Here is a 22,164-nt window from a genome sequence, read left to right as displayed (position 1 = left end):
GCGCAAAAGTGCTTTTTCGCCATACTCATCCATATATATGAGGAGACCCTATGAGCCACTTTCACCCCGTTGAGCTACGCCACGCCAGCCGCCTGCTAAACCATGGCCCCACGGTGCTGATCACCAGCCGCGATGAAACCATAGACAGGCGCAACGTGATGGCGGCCGCCTGGTCGATGCCCGTCGAGTTCGATCCGCCACGCATCGCAATTGTGGTCGATAAAAGCGCCTGGTCGCGGGAGCTGATTGAGCGCAGCGGGAAATTTGGCATCGTGATCCCCGGCGTCGCGGCCGCAAACTGGACCTACGCCGTCGGCAGCGTCAGCGGACGCGATGAAGACAAGTTCAACTGCTATGGCATTCCGGTGGTCAACGGCCCGGAGCTGGGCCTTCCGGTGATTGAAGAAAAGTGCCTGGCATGGATGGAGTGCCGCCTGTTGCCCGCAACCGCGGCGGCAGATAAATACGACACGCTGTTTGGCGAAGTGGTGTCCGCCGCCGCGGATGCTCGGGCGTTTGTTGCAGGCCGCTGGCAGTTTGACGGGGATAAGCTCAATACGCTGCATCATCTGGGCGCGGGAACGTTTGTGGCGAGCGGCAGGATGGTTAGGGCGCTGGATTGATATTTACAGGTCCTGGTTGGCTGAATATCGTTTCTTTTAAACTTAGCGTGCAACGTTATGATGTGGCTTTTTCCAGTGCGAGTAAGTCGGCTTTATTCCTGTCTCATCTAAGCTCTACAGCAATTGTTTTCTGCAGAGCTATTTTTATTCTGAATCTGGCTAAAGGATATTTAGCTTTTTACTTTCATCAATCCACGACCGGAATTCTTCCAGTAAATTATCATATAGCTTTTCATCGCTTATCGAACCGAAATCATCCATTGCAAAGATAGTCGACAATTTCTTCCATTACGGGAGGTTCATTGTTGGTTCCGCCAGGACATCGACACCATAACTCGTTGCCAGAGGCTCCAGTCCGCCGTTGAAACCCTGCCCAAGCGCACGAAATTTCCAGGCGCCATTATGACGATATACTTCACCCAGAATGATCGCTTTTTCACTCCGAGCCTGTGTCTCAGCCCGAAATTCGGAGATGCCTGGAATCTCAATGCTCAGCACATTGAGTCCGCTAATCGTCTCATCACCATCAATGACGACGGTGATCGCAATTTTACTGATATCAGGCGGCACACGATACAGTGCTATATCGATGCTGGATTGGTGGGGCTCGGAAACAAGCTTTACCGCTCCCTCTGGAGAAGTCAGGTTATTATAAAAAATAAAACCGGCATCGCCCGTTACTTTTCCCTGAGCATTGAGCAGGAACAGGCAGGTATCTATTTCGCTCTTAAAACCGGGTTTGGCAGAGTAATTGAGATTCAGCCTGATCAATATTTTATGAAGCGGAATGTTTTGTCCGGGTTGTAAATTCACATTAACTTTCCACATGATTTATTATTTTGAAAGTGCAGCGTTTATATCAGCTCAGACGTAAAGCCAGGCTTTGTGAATACATTCACTAAATCACAATAATATTTCGTCAAGTAAAAACCCCGGCATGATGCCGGGGTTAAATGACGCTTTAATTAGATATTGACGCCGTGTTGAGAGGCAAGAGCCGCCAGGCCACCGGCAAAGCCCTGACCGACAGCTTTAAACTTCCACTCAGCGCCGTGGCGATAAAGTTCACCAAAGACCATAGCGGTTTCGGTTGAGGCATCTTCAGACAGATCGAAACGGGCAATTTCCGTGCCGTTGTCGTTGTTGTAAACGCGCATGAAGCTGTTGCTCACCATGCCGAAGTTTTGTTTACGCGCTTCTGCATCATAGATGGTAACGGCAAACACCAGTTTTTTGATATCTGCTGAGACTTTGGTCAGATCGATTTTGACCTGCTCGTCATCGCCGTCGCCTTCACCTGTACGGTTGTCCCCCTGGTGCTCTACCGCGCCATCCGGGCTGGTTTTATTATTAAAGAAAATGAAATGGGCATCTGACAGCACTTTGCCATCTTCGCCTACTGCGAATACTGAAGCGTCCAGGTCAAAACCCTGACCGTCAGTTACGCGAGCATCCCAGCCCAGGCCAACCATCGCAATATTCATGGTTGGCGCTTCTTTAGTCAGGGATACATTGCCGCCTTTTACGAGAGAAACTGCCATTTTTTTAGCTCCTGCAAACAGTTAAAATAGGGCTGAACCACCAGCTCCTGATATGAAAAAATATCGTTCTATTAAGACGCATTAATGCCGTACTGGGCGCATACAGAGGCAAGACCCCCAGCATAACCCTGGCCCACTGCGCGGAATTTCCACTCACCGTTGTGGCGATACAGCTCGCCAAACAGCATGGCGGTTTCCGTTGACGCATCTTCGGTAAGATCGTAGCGAGCGACTTCATTCTGGTTGTCGTCGTTAACCAGGCGGATAAACGCACCGGATACCTGACCAAAGCTCTGACGACGAGCCACCGCATCATGGATCGTCACCACGAAAATGATTTTGTCTACGTCAGACGGAACGGCGTCGAGTTTGATTTTCAGCGATTCATCATCACCATCGCCTTCACCGGTACGATTATCGCCGGTGTGCGTTACAGATCCGTCGGAAGACGTGAGGTTGTTATAGAAGATGAAATCAGCGTCACCGCGCACTTTGCCGTTAGTGGCCAGCAGGAATGCTGAAGCATCAAGGTCAAAATCCTGACCGTCAGTCGAGCGCGCATCCCAGCCAAGCCCCACCAGGACGTTTTTCATCGACGGCGCGGCTTTACTCAGGGAAACGTTCCCACCTTTAGAAAGAGAAACACTCATAAAATACCCTCTTAGCTTAGTAATTGTTCAGGTTGGCAGTTAAGGGGATCAGCTCCCCTTTTCCTCCGGTTCAGGCTGGTCCGGGAAAATAACGCTTGAGATAATACCCAGCGCCAGAACGCCTAATACGACATACAGGCTAGTTGTAGCCGCGATGCTGAAACCGTGATGCCAGATGTGGTCGGTCGCATTGAGGCCCAGTTTTGCCGCAATGAAGAACAGCAGCACGATGACGGCCTTCTCCAGGTGAACGAGATACTGTTTCAGAGCCTCAAGGACAAAGTACAGGGTACGCAGGCCGAGGATAGCGAACATCATTGCGCTATAGACGATGAGCGGTTCACGGCTGACGGCAATGATTGCCGGTACCGAGTCAAACGCAAACATCACATCCGACAGTTCAACCACGGCCACGCACAGGAAAAGTGGGGTAGCATACAGCGCCGCCTTTTTACCCCGCCCAATGGTCACATCGCTGTTTTCAGGCTTCGCCAGTTCACCATCCACTTCTTTCTGATTCAGCAGGAAGGCATGACCTCTCAGCTTCGGCCAGATGGGGAAGAAACGTTTAACCATGCGATAAGCCAGATGCTGGGAGTAATCCTCGATTTCGTCATCATCATCACCGCTTTTAAGCATCATGACCGCCGTCCAGGCAACGATGATGGCGAAGACGACTTCAACGTACGGTCCCAGGCTCAGCAGGCTGGTGCCGATGGCAACAAAGATGCCCCTGAAGACAACGGCACCGATGACACCCCAGTACAAAACGCGGTGGCGATAACGATCCGGTACTGCGAACCAGGAGAAAATGGCCATCATGACAAACAGGTTGTCGACCGACAGAACTTTCTCCAGTGCATAACCCGTAACAAACAGACTCGCCACCTCAGCACCGTGATGGATGTAGAGGAAACCGGCAAATGCCATCGCGATGACAACCCAAAATACGGACCAAAGCGCCGCGCTTTTCAGGGAAACGGGCTTATCATCACGGTGCATAAACAGGTCAATAAAGATGGCACCCACTGAAAGCGCGATGAAGACAGCGACCGTTTCAGTCGGGAAGCCGATGTGTGTTGACACTCTATTTTACCCTTTGAGATGTGGATTAGAGACCAAATTCAGCCGGTTCGAAGCCCAGCGCGATAGCAATCTCGCGGCAGGCAAGTTTCTCATCCTGATCGAAGTTACCGTCACTTTTCGCAACGGCAATACCAACACGTAAGGCCAACTGGGCGGCCTCAGGCTGATCTTTCAGTGCCAGGATGTATTTCATGGTTTCCCCTTTACCAATCTCCATATCGAAATCGAAGCTTGAAACCAGTTTATTGAAGAATTCGATCACCTCATTCGTATCGAAAACCTTCAGCTCTTCAGAAGAGCGAAGAAAGCCCATCATTTTCTGCTTTTCTTCTGAGCTCACGCCGTCACTGGATACGGCAATACGCGCGCAGACAGCAACGGTGCCCTGCATAAATTTTTTGTTTTTATAGCGGCCAACCTGACGGGTCAGTTCATCCCGACCGGAGTTAATGGCCCCCTTTACTTTGTTGAAAAAGCTCATGCTTGTTTCCTTTGTTGCGGTGTTATTTAGAACCGGAGCTCCAGCGAAATCCCCAGCCAAACGCCCGGTCCATTTCGCTCTGACCTTTGAAGTACTGGTTAATACGCTCGACTTTAATCGCGTCGTTTTCGTTTACGAGCCGGGCAATGGCACACAACGTGCGACGGTTTTCACCTTCGGTTAACCGGGTCTCAATAGGGGGTTGTTCCGGAACGTGAATGGTGACCACGCCATCAGTCTTGTCCCAGCTGGGAACGCCTTCATAAATGAAGGCGTATATCAGCACTTCGCGGATATGCTTCCATTCACGGCCATTGATATGTAGCCATTCGCCATCTGACGCATCCCCCGTCCGGTCATCGCCCTTGAGCTGAACATAAGGTTCATGGCGATAATCACCGAAGGCATTACCCAGCGCCTGAATGACTGACTTATAACCGTCCTTAAGCTCAACAAAGGCCCCCAAATCCAGGTCGATACCCTGGGAGCCGAACATGCCTGCAAAGCCGGATTGACTGCTGCCCCGGTGCCAGTTCAGGTTAATCCGGATTTCACCGAAGTTGTCCCGTTTGGTCAGGCTTATGGCAGGCTTTTCTTTAGTCAGGGAAACTTTACTCAGACTGATTTTTGTTTCTGCTGGCGGAGGGGTTACAGGCGCAGGCGTCGGGGCTGCAGGAGTAGGATCATCTGCCACATTTACACCGAAATGTTCAGCCAGCGGCTTAAGCCCACCGTTGAACCCCTGTGCAACAAAGCGGAATTTCCAGTCATTATTGCGACGATAAAATTCGCCCAGAATTAAGGCTGCTTCCTGACGGCCGCTCAGGTCAACTGCTCCGCTCGCCAGGCTGGCAGCCCCCTGCTCTACGTCGATGGAGAGATGATGAAGATCAGACACCTTCTGCCCACCGTCACAGGTCACTGTAAACGCTATTTTCTGGACCTCCGCTTTCAGCCGGCTGAGCGCAACGGTAAAGGTTGAAAACTGGCCCTCACTGACCAGGCTGACGGTACCGTCATCGTTACGAGGCTGGCCATAAAACACCATGTCCGCATCACCCTTCACCTTCCCGTCTGCGTACAGGCGAAACGCAGAAGCATCTACCTGGCCGCCCGAGGCAATCCGGATCCGTAACTCCTGGGTTGGGACGGGGGCGTTCCCCCCCGGCGTAAGATTCATTAGCGGATAACCGTCGAAACGATATCGGAATGCATGTCATCAATTGTGCGGCCGCGACACGCATGGCCATGGGCGGTGAAATCCCAGTTGCCGTGGTTACGACGTAGAGAAGAAATAACGATCCCGGTGTGTGCCCCCTGCTCAGTCAGCTTGTAACGAGCCAGTTCTTTGCCAGTTTGATCGACCACGCGGCAGAAGGCATTTTCGACGTCATTGAAAGACTGACCACGGAAGCTGTTAACGGTAAATGCAAGGTATTCAACGTTTGCAGGCAGGCGGGTCAGGTTCACGTTAATCACTTCATCATCTCCGTCACCTACACCATCCAGGTTATCGCCACTGTGAACAATTGCTCCGCAGGTAGATTCCAGTTTGCGGAACCAGATCGTGTCAATTGTATTTCCGGCGCTATCCATCAATACGCAGCCAGCATCAAGATCAATCGATGCATTGCCGCCCAATAGACCGCTAAGAAAGCCCTTTTTCTTTAGCGGATCCCAGCCGAGACCAAACTGGAGCTGGCTTAATGATGAAGATTCTTTACTGAGTGACACCGTCTGATTCTTGCTTAGCGAAACCATATTTCATTCCTTAAAATGGCTATATCCTGGATAATTGAAAGTGTGTTTATCAACTGCAATAAAAAATAATATCATGATGATATGCCCTGGTACTTCTTTTACGCCTCGCCATATAAAATTCAGACTTTGTTTATGCGTTGTAATATATACAAAATATCGATTCGTCAGTTCTTATTCATTAGCCTGATAATACTTCACCCAGAAATAAGCACTTAATGATGGCGTGATTGACAAGCACCCTCAATGCCCATAGACTCGCCGCCAGTCATAATTTACATAGTGCTCTGGGCAATTAAATAATCGTGGAAAGAAAAATTTGGCTAATGGAAGGCCTATCCTCACAGCGGGATATTATTCAGGGAATCAATTCATTTGCTAAGACAAATAAATTTTGCATTACCCTTTTCGCTTCTCACCGTAATGAAAGAAATGAAATACTCTCTGTCGCTGATTATTCGCTGATTGAACCTCAGACCACCGAAAACCGCCTTCAGTTTATTAAAGACACCGTTCAGCATCACGGTATTCATCATATTCATACTGGCCGGAGTAGCCGATGGTTTGAGGAACACCGCGCCGCCATTGAGTCAACGGGAGCCACGTTGACGACCGGGGCAACAAGCGTTGACTGGCTTAGCCTGGCGGATGAAAAGGCTAATTTTGCTGAGTTTATGATGCAAAACGGCCTACCGGTCGTGCCGTCCTGGCGCGTCAACACGCTTGCAGAATTACAGGCCTACCTGTCGGCCCCGCCGTTTACTGACAGTGCGGTATGCGTGAAGCCAATAACAGGCATTTATGGCATGGGCTTCTGGCGTTTTGATGACAATGCATCGCCCATGGCTGTCTTTAATCATCCCGATCATCGCATCGTCACTCCGCAACAGTATGTAGCAGCCGCTTCGGCCTGTGAGTCGTTTGAGCCACTTGTTTTGATGCCATACCTGCCAGGCCCAGAATTTTCCGTCGATATTCTTGCAGATAAGGGGGAAATACTCGCTGCCGTAGGGCGTCGTAAAGAAGGCGCTATCCAGTATCTGGTAAACGAAGGTTCCGCCTTTGAGCTTGCGTGCAGCTGCGCCCGGCTTATGAAGGCCGACGGGCTGGTGAATGTTCAGACAAGGAACGATGTACATGGCAACCCCATGCTGCTTGAAACCAATATGCGTCCGTCAGGTGGAGTGGGTTACACCCTTCACAGCGGGGTAAACCTTCCCGGATTATTTGCCGCCTTTAAGCTCTGTCTGATGACTAAAAATGCCGTGGTCCAGAGCGCTAAAAACGCCTTTTCTTCGGTTGCGGTGAGATCCATCACGGATGTCATCGTATACCCGCAATCGTTAACTAACCGACTGAATTAAGGCGTCTTTATGTCGGACTCCCTCGAAGAAATGATTTATCGCCGTTCGCTTTCATCCGGTACGATTCAGGTTACCCGAGACCAGGATGGCGCCTTGCTCGAAGACCTGTTTGATATCGCCGAGCGGCGCAACCCGAAGCGAGCCTTCCTGTTTGTGAGTAAAGTTCTCGGCAGGCATATTCCCGTCGCCCCCTCCGTCATGCGGCAGGCCTACAGGCAGCTTGCCAGCCAGTTTCCTGCAAAACTGGCTGGGCCTGTGCTTTTTATCGGAATGGCTGAAACGGCCGTAGGGCTCGGTGCGGGTGTGTTTGATGAAGTACGCCGCCAGTACTGCGAATCTGTTTACCTGACCTCAACCCGTCACCCGATTGACGGCACGCTGCTTTGCGAGTTCAAAGAAGAGCATAGCCACGCCACCGATCATCTGATTTATCTGCCAGAGGATAAAGAGAAAAGACGCCGCGTTACGCACGCGCGAACGATAGTGCTGATTGACGACGAAGCGACAACCGGTAATACCTTTATTAACCTGCTGTCCGCGCTGCGGGAAACCGGCAAGCTCGAACATATCGAGCAGGTCATTGCCGTCACGCTTACGGACTGGAGCAGTAATGCCCTGTCTGCACGCAGCCCTTTGCCCGTCAGTTCCGTTTCTCTTGTAAGCGGCCGGTGGGAATGGACGCCATTGCCTGACGCACCTGTACCGGACATGCCGAAGGCCGGCACAACGTCACGCGGAAAATGGAATATCCAGGGTAAACAGTCCTGGGGCCGTCTGGGGATGCTTGCACCTGCGGCCGATCTGGGTCTTGAGGTCTCTGTCCGCCAGGGAGAGCGTGTGCTGGTTCTCGGGACTGGAGAGTTCGTTTGGGAGCCCTTCCTGCTCGCTGAACGGCTCGAAGCTGCCGGAGCAGCAACGTTTTTCGGCTCGACGACCCGCTCCCCTATCGCCGTGGGTTATGCCATTCAGTCAGCGATTTACTTTACCGACAACTATGGTCTGGGCATCCCTAATTATGTTTATAACGTCGCCCACCAGCAGTTTGACCGCATTCTTGTTTGTACCGAAACCCCCGCAGAAAGTCTGGATAGTCAGCTCCTGAAGGCGCTGGCTGATGTTGCCCCCGTCGTGGAGATTGTTGCCTATGAATAAACCTGTTTTTCTGAGTGACCTTGACGACACGCTGTTTCAGACCCGTCGAAAAATGGTGGACGAACTGGCACTGGAGCCATTTCGTACCGGTGCCGTCGATCGTGCCCTAAATCCACGAAGCTTTATGACGCAAGAACAGTCCATGCTCGTGGATTGGCTCTTAGAGCATGCTGAGCTTATTCCCGTGACCGCACGTGGCACCGAAGAAATCGGCCGCGTCCGAATCCCTTTCCGCTCATGGGCAATCACCACGCACGGAGCCGTCATTCTTACGCCGGAAGGCAAGCCGGACGAGGAGTGGCAGAACCACATGCTTGACCAACTGGCACCGTACCGGGAAAAGCTGACAACCATGCAGCGCCTTATTACGGAAATGATGGAGGCTAAAGGGATCAATGCCTGGGCAAGACTGAATTTCGAATACGGTGAGACGCCGATTTATATGGTGATGAAACACCGTGAAAGCACCCGCCTCGACGAACTCAATGCCATCGCGGATGAGATAGAAACGGTATTTCCGAAAGAGGGTTTCTATATCCACCGCAACGGTAATAACGTGGCCTGGCTTCCCAACCCGGTAGAGAAAGGGCTGGCGGTAAGCTGGCTGCTTGAAAAACTTCGGGCTGAGCGCGGCGTTTTCCCCGTCATTGGCCTGGGTGACAGCCTGAGCGATCGCCGTTTTATGAAGCTGTGCAGCTGGTTTGGCATACCGCGCAAGAGTCAGTTTGCGGAAGCCATTTCACAGCGGATTTTTGGAGAGCAATAAAATGCGGTCACGGGAAACATTCACCGGCTCATACCAGCCTGGTGACGTAGAGTTTCTGCTAAAGCCAGTTGAAATTGAAATGACGCCGGTTGAGCAAAAAGAAGAGCTGATTCAGTCCGGAAAGAAACACTATTCGGAGATGCTCAGCCAGGAGCCAGCACCCACGCAATGGCATCTTGATCTGTTTCATCGGGCGCTCGATCGTGGCGCAGGCCGGCTTGCAAAAGAAGTCACGCAGCTCGCGATTGCGCTGGCCGAACGCTTCGGTGATGAGCCCATCGTACTGGCCAGTCTTGTCAGGGCTGGCGTACCGCTCGGCGTTATGCTGCACCAGGCCTTGCGTGATATGGGGAAATCCTCATGGCACTACGGCATCAGCATTATCCGGGATCGCGGAATTGACGGTGCAGCACTGGACGTCATTGAAGAGCGACACGGTACCAGGGGAATTGTGTTTGTTGACGGCTGGACCGGTAAAGGGGCCATTACCGGCGAGCTTGTGCGCGCGCTAAAAGATCGCCCAGGCTACCCCGAGCAGCCGCGACTGGTTGTTTTGGCCGACCCCTGCGGCTGCTCCTGGCTTGCTGCCAGTGATGACGACTGGCTCATTCCTTTTGGCATCATGGGAGCACCGGTTTCAGGTCTGATCTCCCGGTCAGTATGGTCCTCTGAAGGGTTTCATGGATGCATGGTTTGCGACCACCTCAGCGAATACGAATGCAGCCGAATGCTTGTCGATACCGTCGCGCATTTCCGTAAGGCGTTAATACCGTCCTCTCTCGCACCTCTAAACTGGAATACGGAATCAGCCCGGAACTTGTGGCAGACAAGCCGCGACGTGCTCGCTTTCCTGGCCAATGAGTTTAGCGTTGACAGCGTCAATCGTATTAAACCCGGCATTGCTGAGGCAACCCGAGCGGTATTACGCCGGGTGCCAGATCATGTCTTTGTGCGTTCAATTGACGACCCGGACGTTGCGCTGCTTGTGGGGCTTGCTCGTGAAAAGGGAATAGTCGTTACAGAAATAGGGGGAACCCTCGGCCAGTATCGGGCTGTAACCATTATCAAGAAGGTACTCTGATGAAAAAACGTCTTTCTCCCTGGAACCTGGGAGCCACGCTGTACATGCCTGCAACCCGGAAAGATATTGCTGATGCCGTTACGCAAGATAAAATCCCGGGCTTACGCTCCCTCGTTATTTGCCTTGAAGATGCGGTCAGTGAAGAAGATATTCCCGCCGCCCTCAAAAATCTTGAGCAGCTGTTACACAAGCTCAGCGCCTGCATGCGCAATCAGGGTAAAACTGACTGGCCTTTGGTCTTTATTCGCCCCCGGCATGCCGAAATGGGAAAACGCTTAAAAGAACACTACGATCTTTCCGCGATCGACGGGTTCGTGTTGCCGAAATTTACCCTCAGCGCGTTAGCTGAATGGTGGGACATCATAGGTGGAACTCACCTGCATATGATGCCGACGCTGGAAACAGAAGACGTCTTTGACGTGGTGCAGATGCGCGAGCTCGCTAACCATTTGATAGCACACCCCTGCCACGAACGCATTATTGCGCTTCGAATCGGTGGCAACGATCTCATGAACGTTGTCTCACTTCGTCGCCCCCGGGATCTGACGCTGTATGACAGCCCGATGGGTTACGTCATCAAAATGCTTGTTTCGGTCTTTGGGACACGTGATTTCGCCCTGACTGCGCCCGTGTGCGAGCATATTGACGACCAGGCGGTCATGGCCAGAGAGTTGGCTCTTGATATGGCTCACGGGCTCGTAGGTAAAACAGCGATTCATCCGCGTCAGATAGAGATCATACAAAGCGCACTGATGGTCACCCAGAGTGAGCACTCTGACGCCTTGCGGATCCTGAACTCTTCCCAGGCTGTGTTTAAGTCGCAGGGGGTAATGTGTGAACCCGCCACGCATCGCCGCTGGGCGGCCGCAATTCTGGACAGAGCCCGTTTTTACGGATTGCACAGTGAGCAAAACGCGGAGGGGATCAGGCTTTTCAACGCGACCCAGCATCACTAGGTAAACGCTCAGAGGCTCAGCTTTGGCGCAGCGCTCGCCCCAGTCGGTATCACCACGGCAGCGGCTCAGATCAGACTCACAAATAAAAAAAGCGCACGGTAGCCCTGTGACCACTGTGCGCTTTTATCTCACGACTTCGCACGCCGCGAAATTATCTCATCCGCAACATGCTGCGGCGCTTGAGCAAAATGATGGAACTCCATCGTGTACGTCGCGCGCCCCTGCGACATCGAGCGCAGCGTGGTGGCGTAGCCGAACATCTCCGCCAGCGGCACGTCAGCGCGAATAATCTGGCTGCCGTACTGCTCCTCCATCCCCTGCACCATCCCGCGGCGGGAAGAGAGGTCGCCCATGATATTTCCGGCGTACTCCTCAGGCGTTTCGACCTCTACGTGCATCACCGGCTCAAGGATTGCCGGATCCGCCCTGCGCGCGCCCTCTTTGAATCCGAGGATCGCCGCCATGCGGAACGCCATCTTCGAGGAGTCCACGTCGTGGTACGAACCAAACGTCAGCGTCGCCTTCACGTCAACCACCGGATACCCCGCCAGCACGCCGGTATTCATGGCTTCGCGCAGCCCTTTCTCGACGGACGGGATGTACTCGCGCGGCACCACGCCGCCCTTGGTGGCATCCTCAAACTGGAAGCCGCTGCCGGGCTCTCGCGGCTCAAGAGTCAGGACCACGTGACCATACTGCCCTTTACCGCCGGACTGACGGACAAATTTCCCTTCAATGTCCTTCACCGCCCTGCGCAGGGTTTCGCGGTAGGTGACCTGCGGACGCCCGATGCTCGCCTCAACGCCAAACTCGCGCTTCATGCGGTCAACGATAATTTCCAGGTGCAGTTCGCCCATGCCCGAGATAATCGTCTGGCCGGATTCGTCGTCCGTGTGCAGGCGAAACGACGGATCTTCTGCCGCCAGACGCTGCAGCGCGATCCCCATCTTCTCCTGGTCAGCCTTGGTTTTCGGCTCGATGGCGAGCGAAATCACCGGGTCCGGGAACTCCATCCGTTCGAGGGTAATAACCGCGTTCGGATCGGTCAGGGTGTCGCCGGTGGTGACATCCTTCAGCCCGACGCAGGCCGCGATATCACCGGCCCGCAGCTCGTCTACCTCGTGGCGATCGTTGGCGTGCATCAGCACGATGCGCCCGATACGCTCTTTTTTGCCCTTCACCGGGTTGTACACCGCGTCGCCTTTACGCAGGATGCCGGAATAGACGCGGATAAAGGTCAGCTGCCCGACGTACGGGTCGCTCATCAGCTTGAACGCCAGCGCCGAAAACGGTTCGTCATCGCTCGGGTGACGCTCCGCGTGCTGCCCTTTCTCATCCACGCCGTCGATGGCGGGCACGTCCAGCGGAGACGGCATCAGCTCGATAACCGCGTCAAGCATGCGCTGCACGCCTTTGTTTTTGAAGGCGCTGCCGCACAGCATCGGCTGGATTTCCCCTGAAATGGTGCGGATGCGCAGGCCTTTAATAATGTCGGCCTCGTCGAGATCGCCCGTTTCCAGGTATTTATCCATCAGCGCCTCGCTGGCCTCCGCCGCTGCGGAAACCATTTTTTCCCGCCATTCCTGCGCGGTAGTGAGCAAATCGTCAGGGACCGGGGCATAGCTAAAGGCCATGCCCTGCGTCGCATCGTCCCAGATGATGGTGCGCATCTTGATCAGATCCACCACCCCGCTGAAGCGATCCTCCGCGCCGACGGGGATCACAATCGGCACCGGATTGGCTTTCAGCCGCTCCTGCATCATCCGCACCACGCGGAAGAAGTCGGCGCCGGGGCGGTCCATCTTGTTGACGAACGCGAGGCGCGGCACGCGGTATTTATTCGCCTGCCGCCACACGGTTTCGGACTGGGGCTGCACGCCGCCAACGGAGTCATACACCATCACCGCGCCGTCGAGCACGCGCATGGAGCGCTCAACTTCAATGGTGAAGTCAACGTGGCCCGGGGTGTCGATAATGTTGATCCGGTGCGGCTCATAGCTTCTGTCCATACCCGGCCAGAAGCAGCTCACGGCCGCAGAGGTAATGGTGATCCCGCGCTCCTGCTCCTGGGCCATCCAGTCGGTGGTTGCCGCGCCATCGTGTACTTCGCCCAGCTTGTGGCTCATCCCGGTATAAAACAGGATGCGCTCGGTGGTGGTCGTTTTACCGGCATCGATATGCGCGGAGATACCGATGTTGCGATAACGTTCGAGAGGGATGGGTCGGGGCATGATAGATCCTTAGTCATTAAGACAGCGTTGACGACCGGGATGGTCGCCCGTACGTTCGTTTGCTATAATAGTCCCATTGTACGAGTATTATCGAACTATTTTTTAACGGTTGGCCTATTGTTGATATAGCCCAATCTGATGACCGATGCAGGAAAACCATGATCCCGAACCATCCCGAAACTGAACAAATAGTGCTGGAAAACGTCCTGTTCGCGCTGGGCAACCCGCTGCGCCTGGCGATCGTTCGCCGCCTCGCCGACGGCAGCGAGCTAAGCTGTAACGCGCTGCGCCCGGAGGAGGTCGTGAAATCGACCATGACCCACCACTGGCGCGTGCTGCGCGATAGCGGCGTGATCTGGCAGCGCCCGCAGGGGCGTGAAAATATGATTTCGCTGCGAAGAGACGATCTGGATGCCCGCTTCCCGGGGCTCATGGAAATACTGCTGAAGAAAAGCTAACGCGGTTATTTTTGTGTCGAAGAGGGAAATTTATTGCCAAATGATTCAGTGCGCCTGCTTCCGCCGTCTGTCATCTGGCAAAGGCGGACGATTAGAGTCGCTGCGTGGATTTAAATAAGGTACTGCAGTGCGGGCAAACAAGCTGGGCCCCTTTTTGAACGCGGGTAAAGCTGTGCTCAGAATCCTTTGAACAGTTTGGGCATGGGCATTTAACTAAATAGTTACGACGAGCTAGCGTGTTTTTACGTCCAGACATAGGCATCTCCTGATTTAAGGGACTGCCACCATACACGCTAAATCAATCAGTTGCTTGCTTTTCTTTTCCGGCACCCGGCGTTTAGGAACATTTCGCCGGGCATGGCTTAGCCGCCGCCCGGCAAAAATATTACATCGAATAACCCGGTTTTTTGATCAGCTCATTCAGCTTCGGGCCAATCTCCGTGTCCCAGACCTGCCCCTTCCAGTCCTCCTGCTGCACCTGATTGAGCGCAACCGACACGGAAGCGTCTTTGCTATTAAAATGGCGAATAATCACCTCGGCAATATCCGCCGCCAGCGCGGATTTTTGCTCGTCATTAAAATCACGGGGAAAACATTTGATATCAACGTGTGGCATGTGCAGGCGTCCTGTTTTTAAGTGGGTCTTCACGTTATCAGATTATTTCGTTAGCTTTTAGCACCCCGTGCAGTTCAGGCAGCTGGCACACCGCGTCTGCGATGGCCGTTATCTTAGGCGCGTTCGTCGCAAACCACGCGTGGCGCGGTCCCCACGTGCGCATCACCGCAATATAGATATCAATCAGGGTCAGCTGTTCGCCCAGCGCGTACGGTGCGGCCTTTAAATGGTTATCCAGCCACAGGTAGAGAGATTTGCGGTATTCAAGACAGTTTTTCTTCAGCTGCTCCGGCGCGTCCGGCGCCCATCGCTCCGGATAATCAGCGAAGGTAAACGTAGGATAGACGTTGGCGACCAGCCAGACGAACAGCCGCTGAAACTGCTGGCGTTCGGCCTGTCCGACAAGCGGCGCAAGGTCGGGACAGCGGTCCAGCACCATCAGCCCGATGGCCGCCGTTTCGGTCATGACGTGGCCGTTTTCAAGCTCCAGCGTCGGCACCTGGCACAGCGGATTCAATTTCTGCAGCAGCTCGCGCTGCGGGCCGGGCCGATCAAACCCGTCCACGTTGATAAACTGATAGGGAATATTGGCCAGGGTCAGCATGACCTCGCTGATTGCCGAGCCCCAGCCGGGAACGCCGTAAAGTTTAATCATGTTGCCCCCCCTCAGGGTTCAAAACCCTAAGTGTAGAGCACCCCGCCGGATTAGCCTCGCTAAAGCACTTTGGAGAGAAACTGGCGGGTGCGCGGATGTGCCGGGCGGTTGAGCACTTCGTCGCTGCTGCCCTGCTCGACGATTTTGCCGTCGACCATAAACACCACCTGATCCGCCACCTCGCGGGCAAAGCCGATCTCGTGCGTTACCACCACCAGCGTGGTGCCGGAGCGGGCGAGCTTTTTGATCACGTCCAGCACCTCGCCGACCAGCTCCGGATCCAGCGCGGAGGTCGGCTCATCAAACAGCATCACGCGGGGGCGCAGCGCCAGCGCGCGGGCAATGGCGATGCGCTGCTGCTGGCCGCCGGAAAGGTGCCGCGACCAGGCGTCCGCCTTGTCGCGCAGCCCAACCACGTCGAGCAGGTCGTAAGCCCTTTCCACCGCCTCTTTCCTGCTGAGCCTGCCGTGGGCGACGGGCGCCTCGATCAGGTTTTCCAGCACCGTGAGATGCGGGAACAGGTTGAAGTTCTGAAACACGTAGCCCACGTTGACGCGCTGCATCAGGATCGCTTTCTCCTTTAGCTCGTAAAGCCTGTCGCCCTGACGTCGGTAGCCGATGTACTCCCCGTCGATCTGGATAAACCCCTCGTCCACCCGCTCAAGGTGGTTGATGGTGCGCAGCAACGTCGATTTGCCGGAGCCGGACGGGCCGAGGATCACCGTGACCGACCCCGGCGGGATCTCAAGCGTGACGTTATCGAGCGCCTTGTGGCGACCGAAGAACTTGCTCACGCCGGTAATGGAAATATGTCCTTCAGGAGAGGCTTGCATGGACGGGCTCCTGTGCGGTTGGGGCGGTAACGGAATGGGTGCGGCTGGACGCGCGGTTCTGATTGACGGCGGAACGGCGCTCGCTGCGGGCCAGCCCGCGCTCCACGACGTACTGGATGGCGGAGAGCACGGTGGTGATCACCAGATACCAGACGGCCCCCACCATCAGCAGCGGGATTACCTCCTGCGTGCGGTTGTAGATCATCTGGATGGTATAGAACAGCTCCGGCATGGCCAGCACGTACACCATCGCGGTGCCCTTCGCGAGGCTGATGATCTCGTTAAACCCGGAGGGCAAAATGGTGCGCAGCGCCTGCGGCAGAATGATGCGCAGGGTGCGGCGCCAGGCCGGGAGGCCAAGCGCGGCGGCCGCTTCATACTGGCCGTGGTCGACGCCCAAAAAGCCGCCGCGAATGATTTCGGCGGTATAGGCGCTCTGCACCAGCGTCAGCCCGACCACCGCGGTTGAAAACTGCCCCAGCACGTTGATGGTCTCAAAGCGGCCCCAGGTGATGCCCGTGAACGGCACGCCGAGGGAAAGCGTGTCGTAAAGATAGGAGAAGTTGTAGAGGATGATCAGCACCACGATCAGCGGCAGCGAGCGGAACAGCCAGATATAGCCCCAGGCCAGGCTGCTCAGCAGCCACGACGAGGAGAGTCTCGCCAGCGCCAGCAGCCCGCCGATGGCGACGCTCAGCACCGTTCCGATCAGCGTCAGCAGCAGCGTTTGCCCCACGCCCGCAAGGATCGCCGGATCGAAGAACCAGCGGGCGAAAACCGCCCATTCCCAGCGCGGATTAAAGGCGACGGACTGGACGACCGCCGCCAGCACAAACAGCGCCGCCACGGCCCCGGCCGCGCGCAGCGGATACCGCGCGGGGACCACCTTGATGGTTTCAACTTTGCTCATCGTCGCTCCTCATGCGGTTTTGCTGAACGCTTCGCGGATCAGGGTTTTGGTGAAGCGCAATCTGCCGTCGAACGGCGGTCGGCTGTACTCCTCCGGATCGCGGTGAAGATCGAACTGCGGCGCGTAGCCCTGGCTGAGATAGAGCCTGACCGCTTCCGGCTGGCGAAAACCCGTGGTCAGATATATCTGGCTATAGCCCGCCAGCACCGCCCGGCGCTCAAGCTCCTGCACCACCCTCGCCGCCAGCCCCTGCTGGCGCAGCGTTTTGTCGGTCCAGATGCGCTTGATCTCGGCGGTGCGCTCGTCGAACGGCTTGTACGCGCCGGTGGCGATAATGTTCCCGTCCCGCTCCAGCACGATAAACAGCCCCTGCGGCGCCAGGTACCACTCCGTCAGCTCAACCTCCGAGTCCTTAGAGAAATAATCGCCGTAGCGCGCCGCGTACTCGCCAAACAGCCCTTCGATGATGGGCTGGAGATCGGCATCTTCCGGTGAAACGTCACGAAATCTATCGCTCATGCTGGCTCCTTAATCGCCCAGGCCCGCCGGGTTAACTTCTGAACACGGGATGCGCTCAACGCCTTCCCCCCAGCGGTTAAGCACCTTGTCGTAATCCCCATTCTTGATAACGCCGTTCAGCGCGGTCTGAACCGGCTCAACCAGGCCGCTGCCTTTTTTCAGCGTGACGGCGATATGCGCCGCCTTCGGCCAGCCGCCGTCAACGCTGCCCACCAGTTTGGTTTTCCCGGTGAGCGCCGCTTTCCACGCGCCAATCACGTTCGGACCGAAGTACGCGTCGGCGCGCCCGGACTGCAGCGCCAGGGTTTGGGCCGCATCGTCTTTGGTGTAGACCGGCGTGAACGGCTTGAGGCCTTTTTTGACGTTCTCCTCATTCCACGCCAGCAGGATCGCCTCCTGGTTGGTGCCCGACCCGACGATGATGCGCAGCCCGGCGATGTCCTCGGCCTTCTCAAGCGACTTTATTGGGCTGGTCGACTTCACGTAGAAGCCGAGCGAATCCTTGCGGTAGGTGGCAAAATCAAACTTCTCCTTGCGCGCTTTGGTCACGGTAATATTGCTGATCGCCGCATCATATTTCCCGGACGCCACGCCGAGCGGCCAGTCTTCCCACGAGGTCGGCACTACGTTTAGCTCCAGCCCCAGGCTGTCGGCCACCAGGCGGGCCACGTCGACCTCGCTGCCCAGCAGCGTTTTGTTGTCGTCGGAAAAGACCGTCAGCGGCGGCTGGTTCAGGCCCGCGACCGCAACGGTGAATTTACCCGGCACCGCAAAGCGGTAGTCCTTCGGCAGCTGCGCCACCGCGGCGTCGTTTTTCGCGGTGTTGATCGGGGTTTTATTGGCCTCGATGCTCACGCCGGTGCCGTTAATATTCACGTTCTCTGCCCAGACGGCAGGGGTAAAGGCCAGCGCAAGCGCCAGGAATAGCGATGATTTCTGCATAGCACGCGTCTCTTTTATTGTTGTGTGAACTGGTTTTTAGGTTGGTCTAATCCCAGGCTTTCGCGCAGCGTGGTGCCGGGATATTCGGTGCGGAACAGGCCGCGCGCCTGGAGAACGGGCACCACCTGCTCGACGAAGCGCGGGAAGGCGTCCGGCGTGCCGCCCTGAATAATGAAGCCGTCCGCCGCGTCGCCGTCGAACCAGGCCTGAAGGCCATCCGCCACCTGCTCCGGCGTGCCGGAAAATCGCGGCCGCGGCGAAGCGGCTTCCAGCGCCACCTGGCGCAGCGTCAGGCCGCGGTCGCGCGCGCTGCGCTTGATTTCGTCGGTGGTGCTGCGAAAGCTGTTTTGCCCCAGGTCGCCGACGTCCGGGAACGGCTCGTCGAGCGGGTACTGGCTAAAGTCGTGATGTTCGAAATAGCGCCCAAGATAGTTCAGCGCGTCGCGAATGGAGACCAGCGCGGCGGTGGTTTGATACTGATTTTCCACGTCGTCAGCGTCTTTTCCGACAATAACGCTCACGCCCTGGAAAATATGCAGATCGGACGCCCTGCGCCCATGTAACTCAAGCTGCTGCTTAACGTCGCGATAAAACGCCTGCGCGTCGCCGAGGGTCTCGTGGTGGGTAAAGATGGCGTCGGCGTGTTTCGCCGCCAGCTTTTTCCCGTCATCGGATGCGCCCGCCTGAAAGACAATCGGACGCCCCTGCGGGGTGCGGCCAATATTCAGCGGCCCGGCCACCTTAAAGAAATCCCCGTGATGGTTGAGGGTGTGCAATTTTTCTGGGTCAAAAAACTGCCCGCTCTCCTTATTGCGCACGAAGGCATCGCCCTCCCAGGAGTCCCACAGCCCTTTCACCACGTCGAGATACTCATCCGCAATGCGGTAGCGCAGCGCGTGCTCCGGGTGCTTATCGCGGGAAAAGTTCTTCGCGGAGCCTTCCAGCGGCGAGGTCACCACGTTCCAGCCCGCGCGGCCGTTGCTCAGGTGATCGAGGCTGGCGAACTGGCGCGCGGTGGTGAACGGCTCGCTGTAGGAGGTGGATAACGTTCCCACCAGCCCCAGGCGCGAGGTAACGCTCGCCAGCGCGGATAATACCGTCAGCGGCTCAAAGCGATTTAAAAAATGCGGAATCGACTTTTCGTTAATATAAAGACCATCGGCCACAAAAATAAAATCAAGCTTGCCCTCTTCCGCTTTTTGCGCCGTCGCCTTAACGAAATCAAAATTAATGCTGGCATCCGCGGCGGCAACGGGATGGCGCCAGGCAGACATATTTCCGGAGGCACCGTGCAAAATGGTTCCCAGCCGCAGTTGACGAGTTGCAGACATATTCACCTCTTCTGAATTAAACGTGCTGTAATGCTTTTTCCGCAAGCCGGGCAAAATAGCGGGCGGCAGGCTCAATTAACGCCTCGTCGGGATTAAACGCCGGATGATGTAACCCAAACGGGCTGGCGCTGCCGATGCTGACAAACGCGCCGGGTATGGACTGGAGATAGACGGCAAAATCTTCGCCGCCCATGTGCAGCTCCGCGCGGCGCGTTTCGTAACCCGACTCGCGGGCAACCGACGTAGCGAACTCCGCCCAGCGCGCGTCATTGACCAGCGCGGTCGGCCCGGCGTACCAGGTGATATCGATTTGCGCGCTAAAGGCGCTGGCAAATCCGGCGGCAATTTCCCCCACCCGCGTCTTGACGTTTTGCTGCACCTCCGTGCGGTGGGTGCGCAGCGTGCCTTCCAGCTCCACGCTTTCCGGCAGCACGTTCCAGGTGTTGCCGCCCGCGATCCGCGTGACGCTCAGCACCACCGAATCCAGGGTGTTCACGTTGCGGCTGGCGACGCTCTGCAGGGCCGTTACCAGCTGGCTTGCCAGCACGATGGCGTCGTTGCCCTCGTGCGGACGCGCCGCATGCGCCCCTTTGCCGGTAATGCGGATCGCGAACCGATCGACGTTGGCGTAGAACGGCCCGCCGCGCGTGGCAAATTCGCCAACCGGCAGGCCCGGCTCGTTATGCATGCCGAAGATGGCGCTGACGTCGCGCAGCGCCCCGGCGCGCACCAGGCTTTTCGCACCGCCAAAGTTCTCTTCGGCAGGCTGGAAAAGGATCCGCACGCGCCCGCCGAGCGTCGCCTCGCGGGCCTTGAGCTGCAGCGCCGCGCCGAGGATCACGCTGGTGTGAATATCGTGGCCGCAGGCGTGCATCACCCCGGGCCGCTGCGAGCTAAACGGCACGCCGCTGCGCTCCTCAATGGGCAAGGCGTCAATGTCCGCGCGCAGGGCGATGCGCTTGTCACCGCTGCCAATCTCCGCGACCACGCCGGTCGCCAGATCGTAAGGCAGCACCTCGATGCCCGCCGCCGTCAGCCACTCGCGCAGGCGGCGGGTGGTCTCAACCTCCTGTCCGGAAAGCTCCGGGTTCTGGTGCAGCTCGCGGCGCCATTCAATCAGCTGTTGAGCGAAACTCATGCGCTCACCTCCCTGCTCAGGCGCGCCTGCGCCAGCAGACGCAGGGACCGCAGCCGCGCCGCGCCCTCGGACACGGGCGTATCGATAATAAATTCATCGATGCCCCACCGCTGGTGCAGATCGTCCAGCTGGGCGATAACCGATTCCGCGGTACCCAACAGCAACGACTGCGCGCGGCGGGCGATGCGCACCGGCTCGCTTTCCGCCTGGCGGGCAAAGGCGTAGGCCTGCTCCTCGCTGGCGACGGTGACGCGCTGCCCGTTTGCCAGCTCAACGCCCCACACCTCCACCCGCTGCGCCAGCGCGTCGGCCTGCTGCTGGGTGTCCGCCACGATGGCCTGCACGGCGACGATGACGTCGCGGGCGCTCTTATCGCGCCAGGTGCTGATAACGTCCCGCAGCAGTTCCGGATCGCCGTTAAGGTGCGCCGCAAAGACAAAATCCCAGTCCAGGCTCGCCGCGAGCGCCGCGCTTTCAACGCTAGCCCCCAGCAGAAAGCCCCGGGCGGGAACCGGCGGCAGCGGCGTGGCGCGAACGGAGGCCTCTTCCGCCTGATTTTCCGGTCGTATCCAGCCGTCAAGCTGGGCCAGCTGTTCCGCGAAGCTGCCTTTTTCCTGCGGGTTCAGCCCGCGCTGCAGCGCACGTGTTGAGAGCGGCAGCCCGCCGGGCGCTTTGCCGATGCCCAAATCCACCCGGCCCGGCGCGATGGCGGCCAGCAGGTTGAAGTTTTCCGCCACTTTGTAAGGGCTGTAGTGCTGAAGCATGACGCCGCCCGAGCCAACGCGAATGCGCGCGGTCTGGCCGAGGATCCAGGCGATAACCAGTTCCGGCGAAGGGCTCGCCAGCTGAGGAGTATTGTGGTGTTCGGCGATCCAGAAGCGGTGATAGCCCAGCGCCTCCGCCTGCTGCGCAAGGCTGAGCGTGCGCGCCAGCGCGTCGGCTGCCGTTTCATTTTCCGCGACGGGGCTTTTATCCAATATGCTGATTCGCCAGGACATGTTGACATCTCATTTGACTGAACATGTCACCATTATTAGAGGCGGAATTTGGCGGTGAGAAACAATTAATTTACA

General features: G+C 56.4%; 23 protein-coding genes and 2 pseudogenes. 7 read left to right on the top strand and 18 right to left on the bottom strand.

The genetic code is table 11. The features are described from left to right. Positions 1–50: 50 nt before the first annotated feature. A complete protein-coding gene (locus AB8804_RS02710; RefSeq protein WP_371182739.1) occupies positions 51–623 on the top strand; it encodes a flavin reductase family protein in 573 nt (190 codons plus the stop codon). A 159-nt stretch (positions 624–782) separates the two neighbouring features. Here the strand turns inward: AB8804_RS02710 and AB8804_RS02705 are convergent, their stop codons facing one another. The 8 genes and pseudogenes from AB8804_RS02705 to AB8804_RS02670 all read right to left on the bottom strand — a co-directional run bounded on the left by AB8804_RS02705 (position 783) and on the right by AB8804_RS02670 (position 6,142). Then, on the bottom strand, positions 783–884 hold the full coding sequence (locus AB8804_RS02705; RefSeq protein WP_371182820.1) for a hypothetical protein: 102 nt from the start codon (positions 882–884) through the stop codon (positions 783–785). Between the two features lie 45 nt (positions 885–929). Further along, positions 930–1,436 (bottom strand): annotated as a pseudogene (locus tag AB8804_RS02700) (TerD family protein); the annotation flags it as partial. A 152-nt stretch (positions 1,437–1,588) separates the two neighbouring features. After that, entirely contained in the window at positions 1,589–2,164 is a 576-nt protein-coding gene (locus AB8804_RS02695; protein WP_371182737.1) for a TerD family protein, read from the bottom strand. Between the two features lie 71 nt (positions 2,165–2,235). Continuing rightward, a complete protein-coding gene (terD, locus tag AB8804_RS02690; RefSeq protein WP_371182735.1) occupies positions 2,236–2,814 on the bottom strand; it encodes a tellurium resistance membrane protein TerD in 579 nt (192 codons plus the stop codon). 48 nt (positions 2,815–2,862) lie between these two features. Then, positions 2,863–3,900: a tellurium resistance membrane protein TerC gene (gene terC, locus AB8804_RS02685; protein ID WP_371182732.1), complete on the bottom strand. Its 1,038-nt coding sequence runs from the start codon at positions 3,898–3,900 to the stop codon at positions 2,863–2,865. Positions 3,901–3,925: 25 nt separating this feature from the next. Next, the gene (locus AB8804_RS02680; protein WP_371182730.1) at positions 3,926–4,381 is read right to left on the bottom strand and encodes a tellurite resistance TerB family protein; all 456 of its coding nucleotides are present in this window, start codon (positions 4,379–4,381) and stop codon (positions 3,926–3,928) included. 22 nt (positions 4,382–4,403) lie between these two features. Continuing rightward, the gene (locus tag AB8804_RS02675; protein ID WP_371182727.1) at positions 4,404–5,561 is read right to left on the bottom strand and encodes a TerD family protein; all 1,158 of its coding nucleotides are present in this window, start codon (positions 5,559–5,561) and stop codon (positions 4,404–4,406) included. Then, a complete protein-coding gene (locus tag AB8804_RS02670) occupies positions 5,561–6,142 on the bottom strand; it encodes a TerD family protein (RefSeq protein ID WP_371182725.1) in 582 nt (193 codons plus the stop codon). The genes AB8804_RS02675 and AB8804_RS02670 overlap by 1 nt, the downstream gene beginning before the upstream one ends. A gap of 302 nt (positions 6,143–6,444) precedes the next feature. Between AB8804_RS02670 and AB8804_RS02665 the strand changes: the two genes are divergently transcribed. From AB8804_RS02665 to AB8804_RS02645, 5 genes are read left to right on the top strand one after another with little or no spacing between them, the layout of a single operon-like run. Then, positions 6,445–7,503, top strand: coding sequence for an ATP-grasp domain-containing protein (locus AB8804_RS02665; protein WP_371182723.1), 1,059 nt, complete (start codon positions 6,445–6,447; stop codon positions 7,501–7,503). Positions 7,504–7,512: 9 nt separating this feature from the next. After that, positions 7,513–8,655, top strand: coding sequence for a phosphoribosyltransferase domain-containing protein (locus AB8804_RS02660; protein ID WP_371182721.1), 1,143 nt, complete (start codon positions 7,513–7,515; stop codon positions 8,653–8,655). Then, a complete protein-coding gene (locus AB8804_RS02655; RefSeq protein WP_371182720.1) occupies positions 8,648–9,421 on the top strand; it encodes a hypothetical protein in 774 nt (257 codons plus the stop codon). The genes AB8804_RS02660 and AB8804_RS02655 overlap by 8 nt, the downstream gene beginning before the upstream one ends. Before the next feature lies 1 nt (position 9,422). Further along, a complete protein-coding gene (locus AB8804_RS02650) occupies positions 9,423–10,502 on the top strand; it encodes a cysteine protease StiP family protein (protein WP_371182818.1) in 1,080 nt (359 codons plus the stop codon). Then, a complete protein-coding gene (locus AB8804_RS02645) occupies positions 10,502–11,458 on the top strand; it encodes an HpcH/HpaI aldolase/citrate lyase family protein (RefSeq protein WP_371182718.1) in 957 nt (318 codons plus the stop codon). The genes AB8804_RS02650 and AB8804_RS02645 overlap by 1 nt, the downstream gene beginning before the upstream one ends. A gap of 128 nt (positions 11,459–11,586) precedes the next feature. Here AB8804_RS02645 and fusA read toward each other — a convergent pair whose 3' ends face one another. Next, the gene (gene fusA / locus AB8804_RS02640) at positions 11,587–13,689 is read right to left on the bottom strand and encodes an elongation factor G (protein WP_371182716.1); all 2,103 of its coding nucleotides are present in this window, start codon (positions 13,687–13,689) and stop codon (positions 11,587–11,589) included. Between the two features lie 158 nt (positions 13,690–13,847). On the opposite strand from fusA, the gene AB8804_RS02635 reads away from it, so the two are divergent. Continuing rightward, positions 13,848–14,147, top strand: a complete 300-nt coding sequence (locus AB8804_RS02635; RefSeq protein WP_371182714.1) for an ArsR/SmtB family transcription factor — start codon at positions 13,848–13,850, stop codon at positions 14,145–14,147. Positions 14,148–14,238: 91 nt separating this feature from the next. On the opposite strand, the gene AB8804_RS02630 is transcribed toward AB8804_RS02635, so the two are convergent. The 9 genes and pseudogenes from AB8804_RS02630 to AB8804_RS02590 all read right to left on the bottom strand — a co-directional run bounded on the left by AB8804_RS02630 (position 14,239) and on the right by AB8804_RS02590 (position 22,089). Next, the gene (locus AB8804_RS02630) at positions 14,239–14,403 is read right to left on the bottom strand and encodes a YnfU family zinc-binding protein (protein ID WP_220092921.1); all 165 of its coding nucleotides are present in this window, start codon (positions 14,401–14,403) and stop codon (positions 14,239–14,241) included. A gap of 129 nt (positions 14,404–14,532) precedes the next feature. Next, entirely contained in the window at positions 14,533–14,763 is a 231-nt protein-coding gene (pptA, locus tag AB8804_RS02625; protein WP_371182711.1) for a tautomerase PptA, read from the bottom strand. A gap of 37 nt (positions 14,764–14,800) precedes the next feature. Next, positions 14,801–15,418: a glutathione S-transferase family protein gene (locus AB8804_RS02620; protein ID WP_371182709.1), complete on the bottom strand. Its 618-nt coding sequence runs from the start codon at positions 15,416–15,418 to the stop codon at positions 14,801–14,803. Between the two features lie 59 nt (positions 15,419–15,477). Next, a complete protein-coding gene (locus AB8804_RS02615; RefSeq protein ID WP_371182707.1) occupies positions 15,478–16,251 on the bottom strand; it encodes an amino acid ABC transporter ATP-binding protein in 774 nt (257 codons plus the stop codon). After that, a complete protein-coding gene (locus tag AB8804_RS02610) occupies positions 16,235–17,161 on the bottom strand; it encodes an amino acid ABC transporter permease (RefSeq protein WP_371182705.1) in 927 nt (308 codons plus the stop codon). The genes AB8804_RS02615 and AB8804_RS02610 overlap by 17 nt, the downstream gene beginning before the upstream one ends. A 9-nt stretch (positions 17,162–17,170) precedes the next feature. Continuing rightward, a complete protein-coding gene (locus AB8804_RS02605; protein ID WP_371182703.1) occupies positions 17,171–17,680 on the bottom strand; it encodes a GNAT family N-acetyltransferase in 510 nt (169 codons plus the stop codon). Between the two features lie 9 nt (positions 17,681–17,689). After that, a pseudogene (locus AB8804_RS02600) lies at positions 17,690–19,953 on the bottom strand (NtaA/DmoA family FMN-dependent monooxygenase). A gap of 16 nt (positions 19,954–19,969) precedes the next feature. Next, positions 19,970–21,091, bottom strand: coding sequence for an amidohydrolase (locus AB8804_RS02595; RefSeq protein ID WP_371182701.1), 1,122 nt, complete (start codon positions 21,089–21,091; stop codon positions 19,970–19,972). Next, positions 21,088–22,089: an LLM class flavin-dependent oxidoreductase gene (locus tag AB8804_RS02590; protein WP_371182699.1), complete on the bottom strand. Its 1,002-nt coding sequence runs from the start codon at positions 22,087–22,089 to the stop codon at positions 21,088–21,090. Before AB8804_RS02590 ends, AB8804_RS02595 begins: the two co-directional genes overlap by 4 nt. Positions 22,090–22,164: the final 75 nt, after the last annotated feature.

Origin of the sequence: Enterobacter sp. KBR-315C3_2022, from assembly GCF_041399425.1 — a bacterium.
In the GTDB taxonomy this organism is placed as follows: domain Bacteria; phylum Pseudomonadota; class Gammaproteobacteria; order Enterobacterales; family Enterobacteriaceae; genus Enterobacter.
This window is presented reverse-complemented; position numbering and strand designations above follow the sequence as displayed.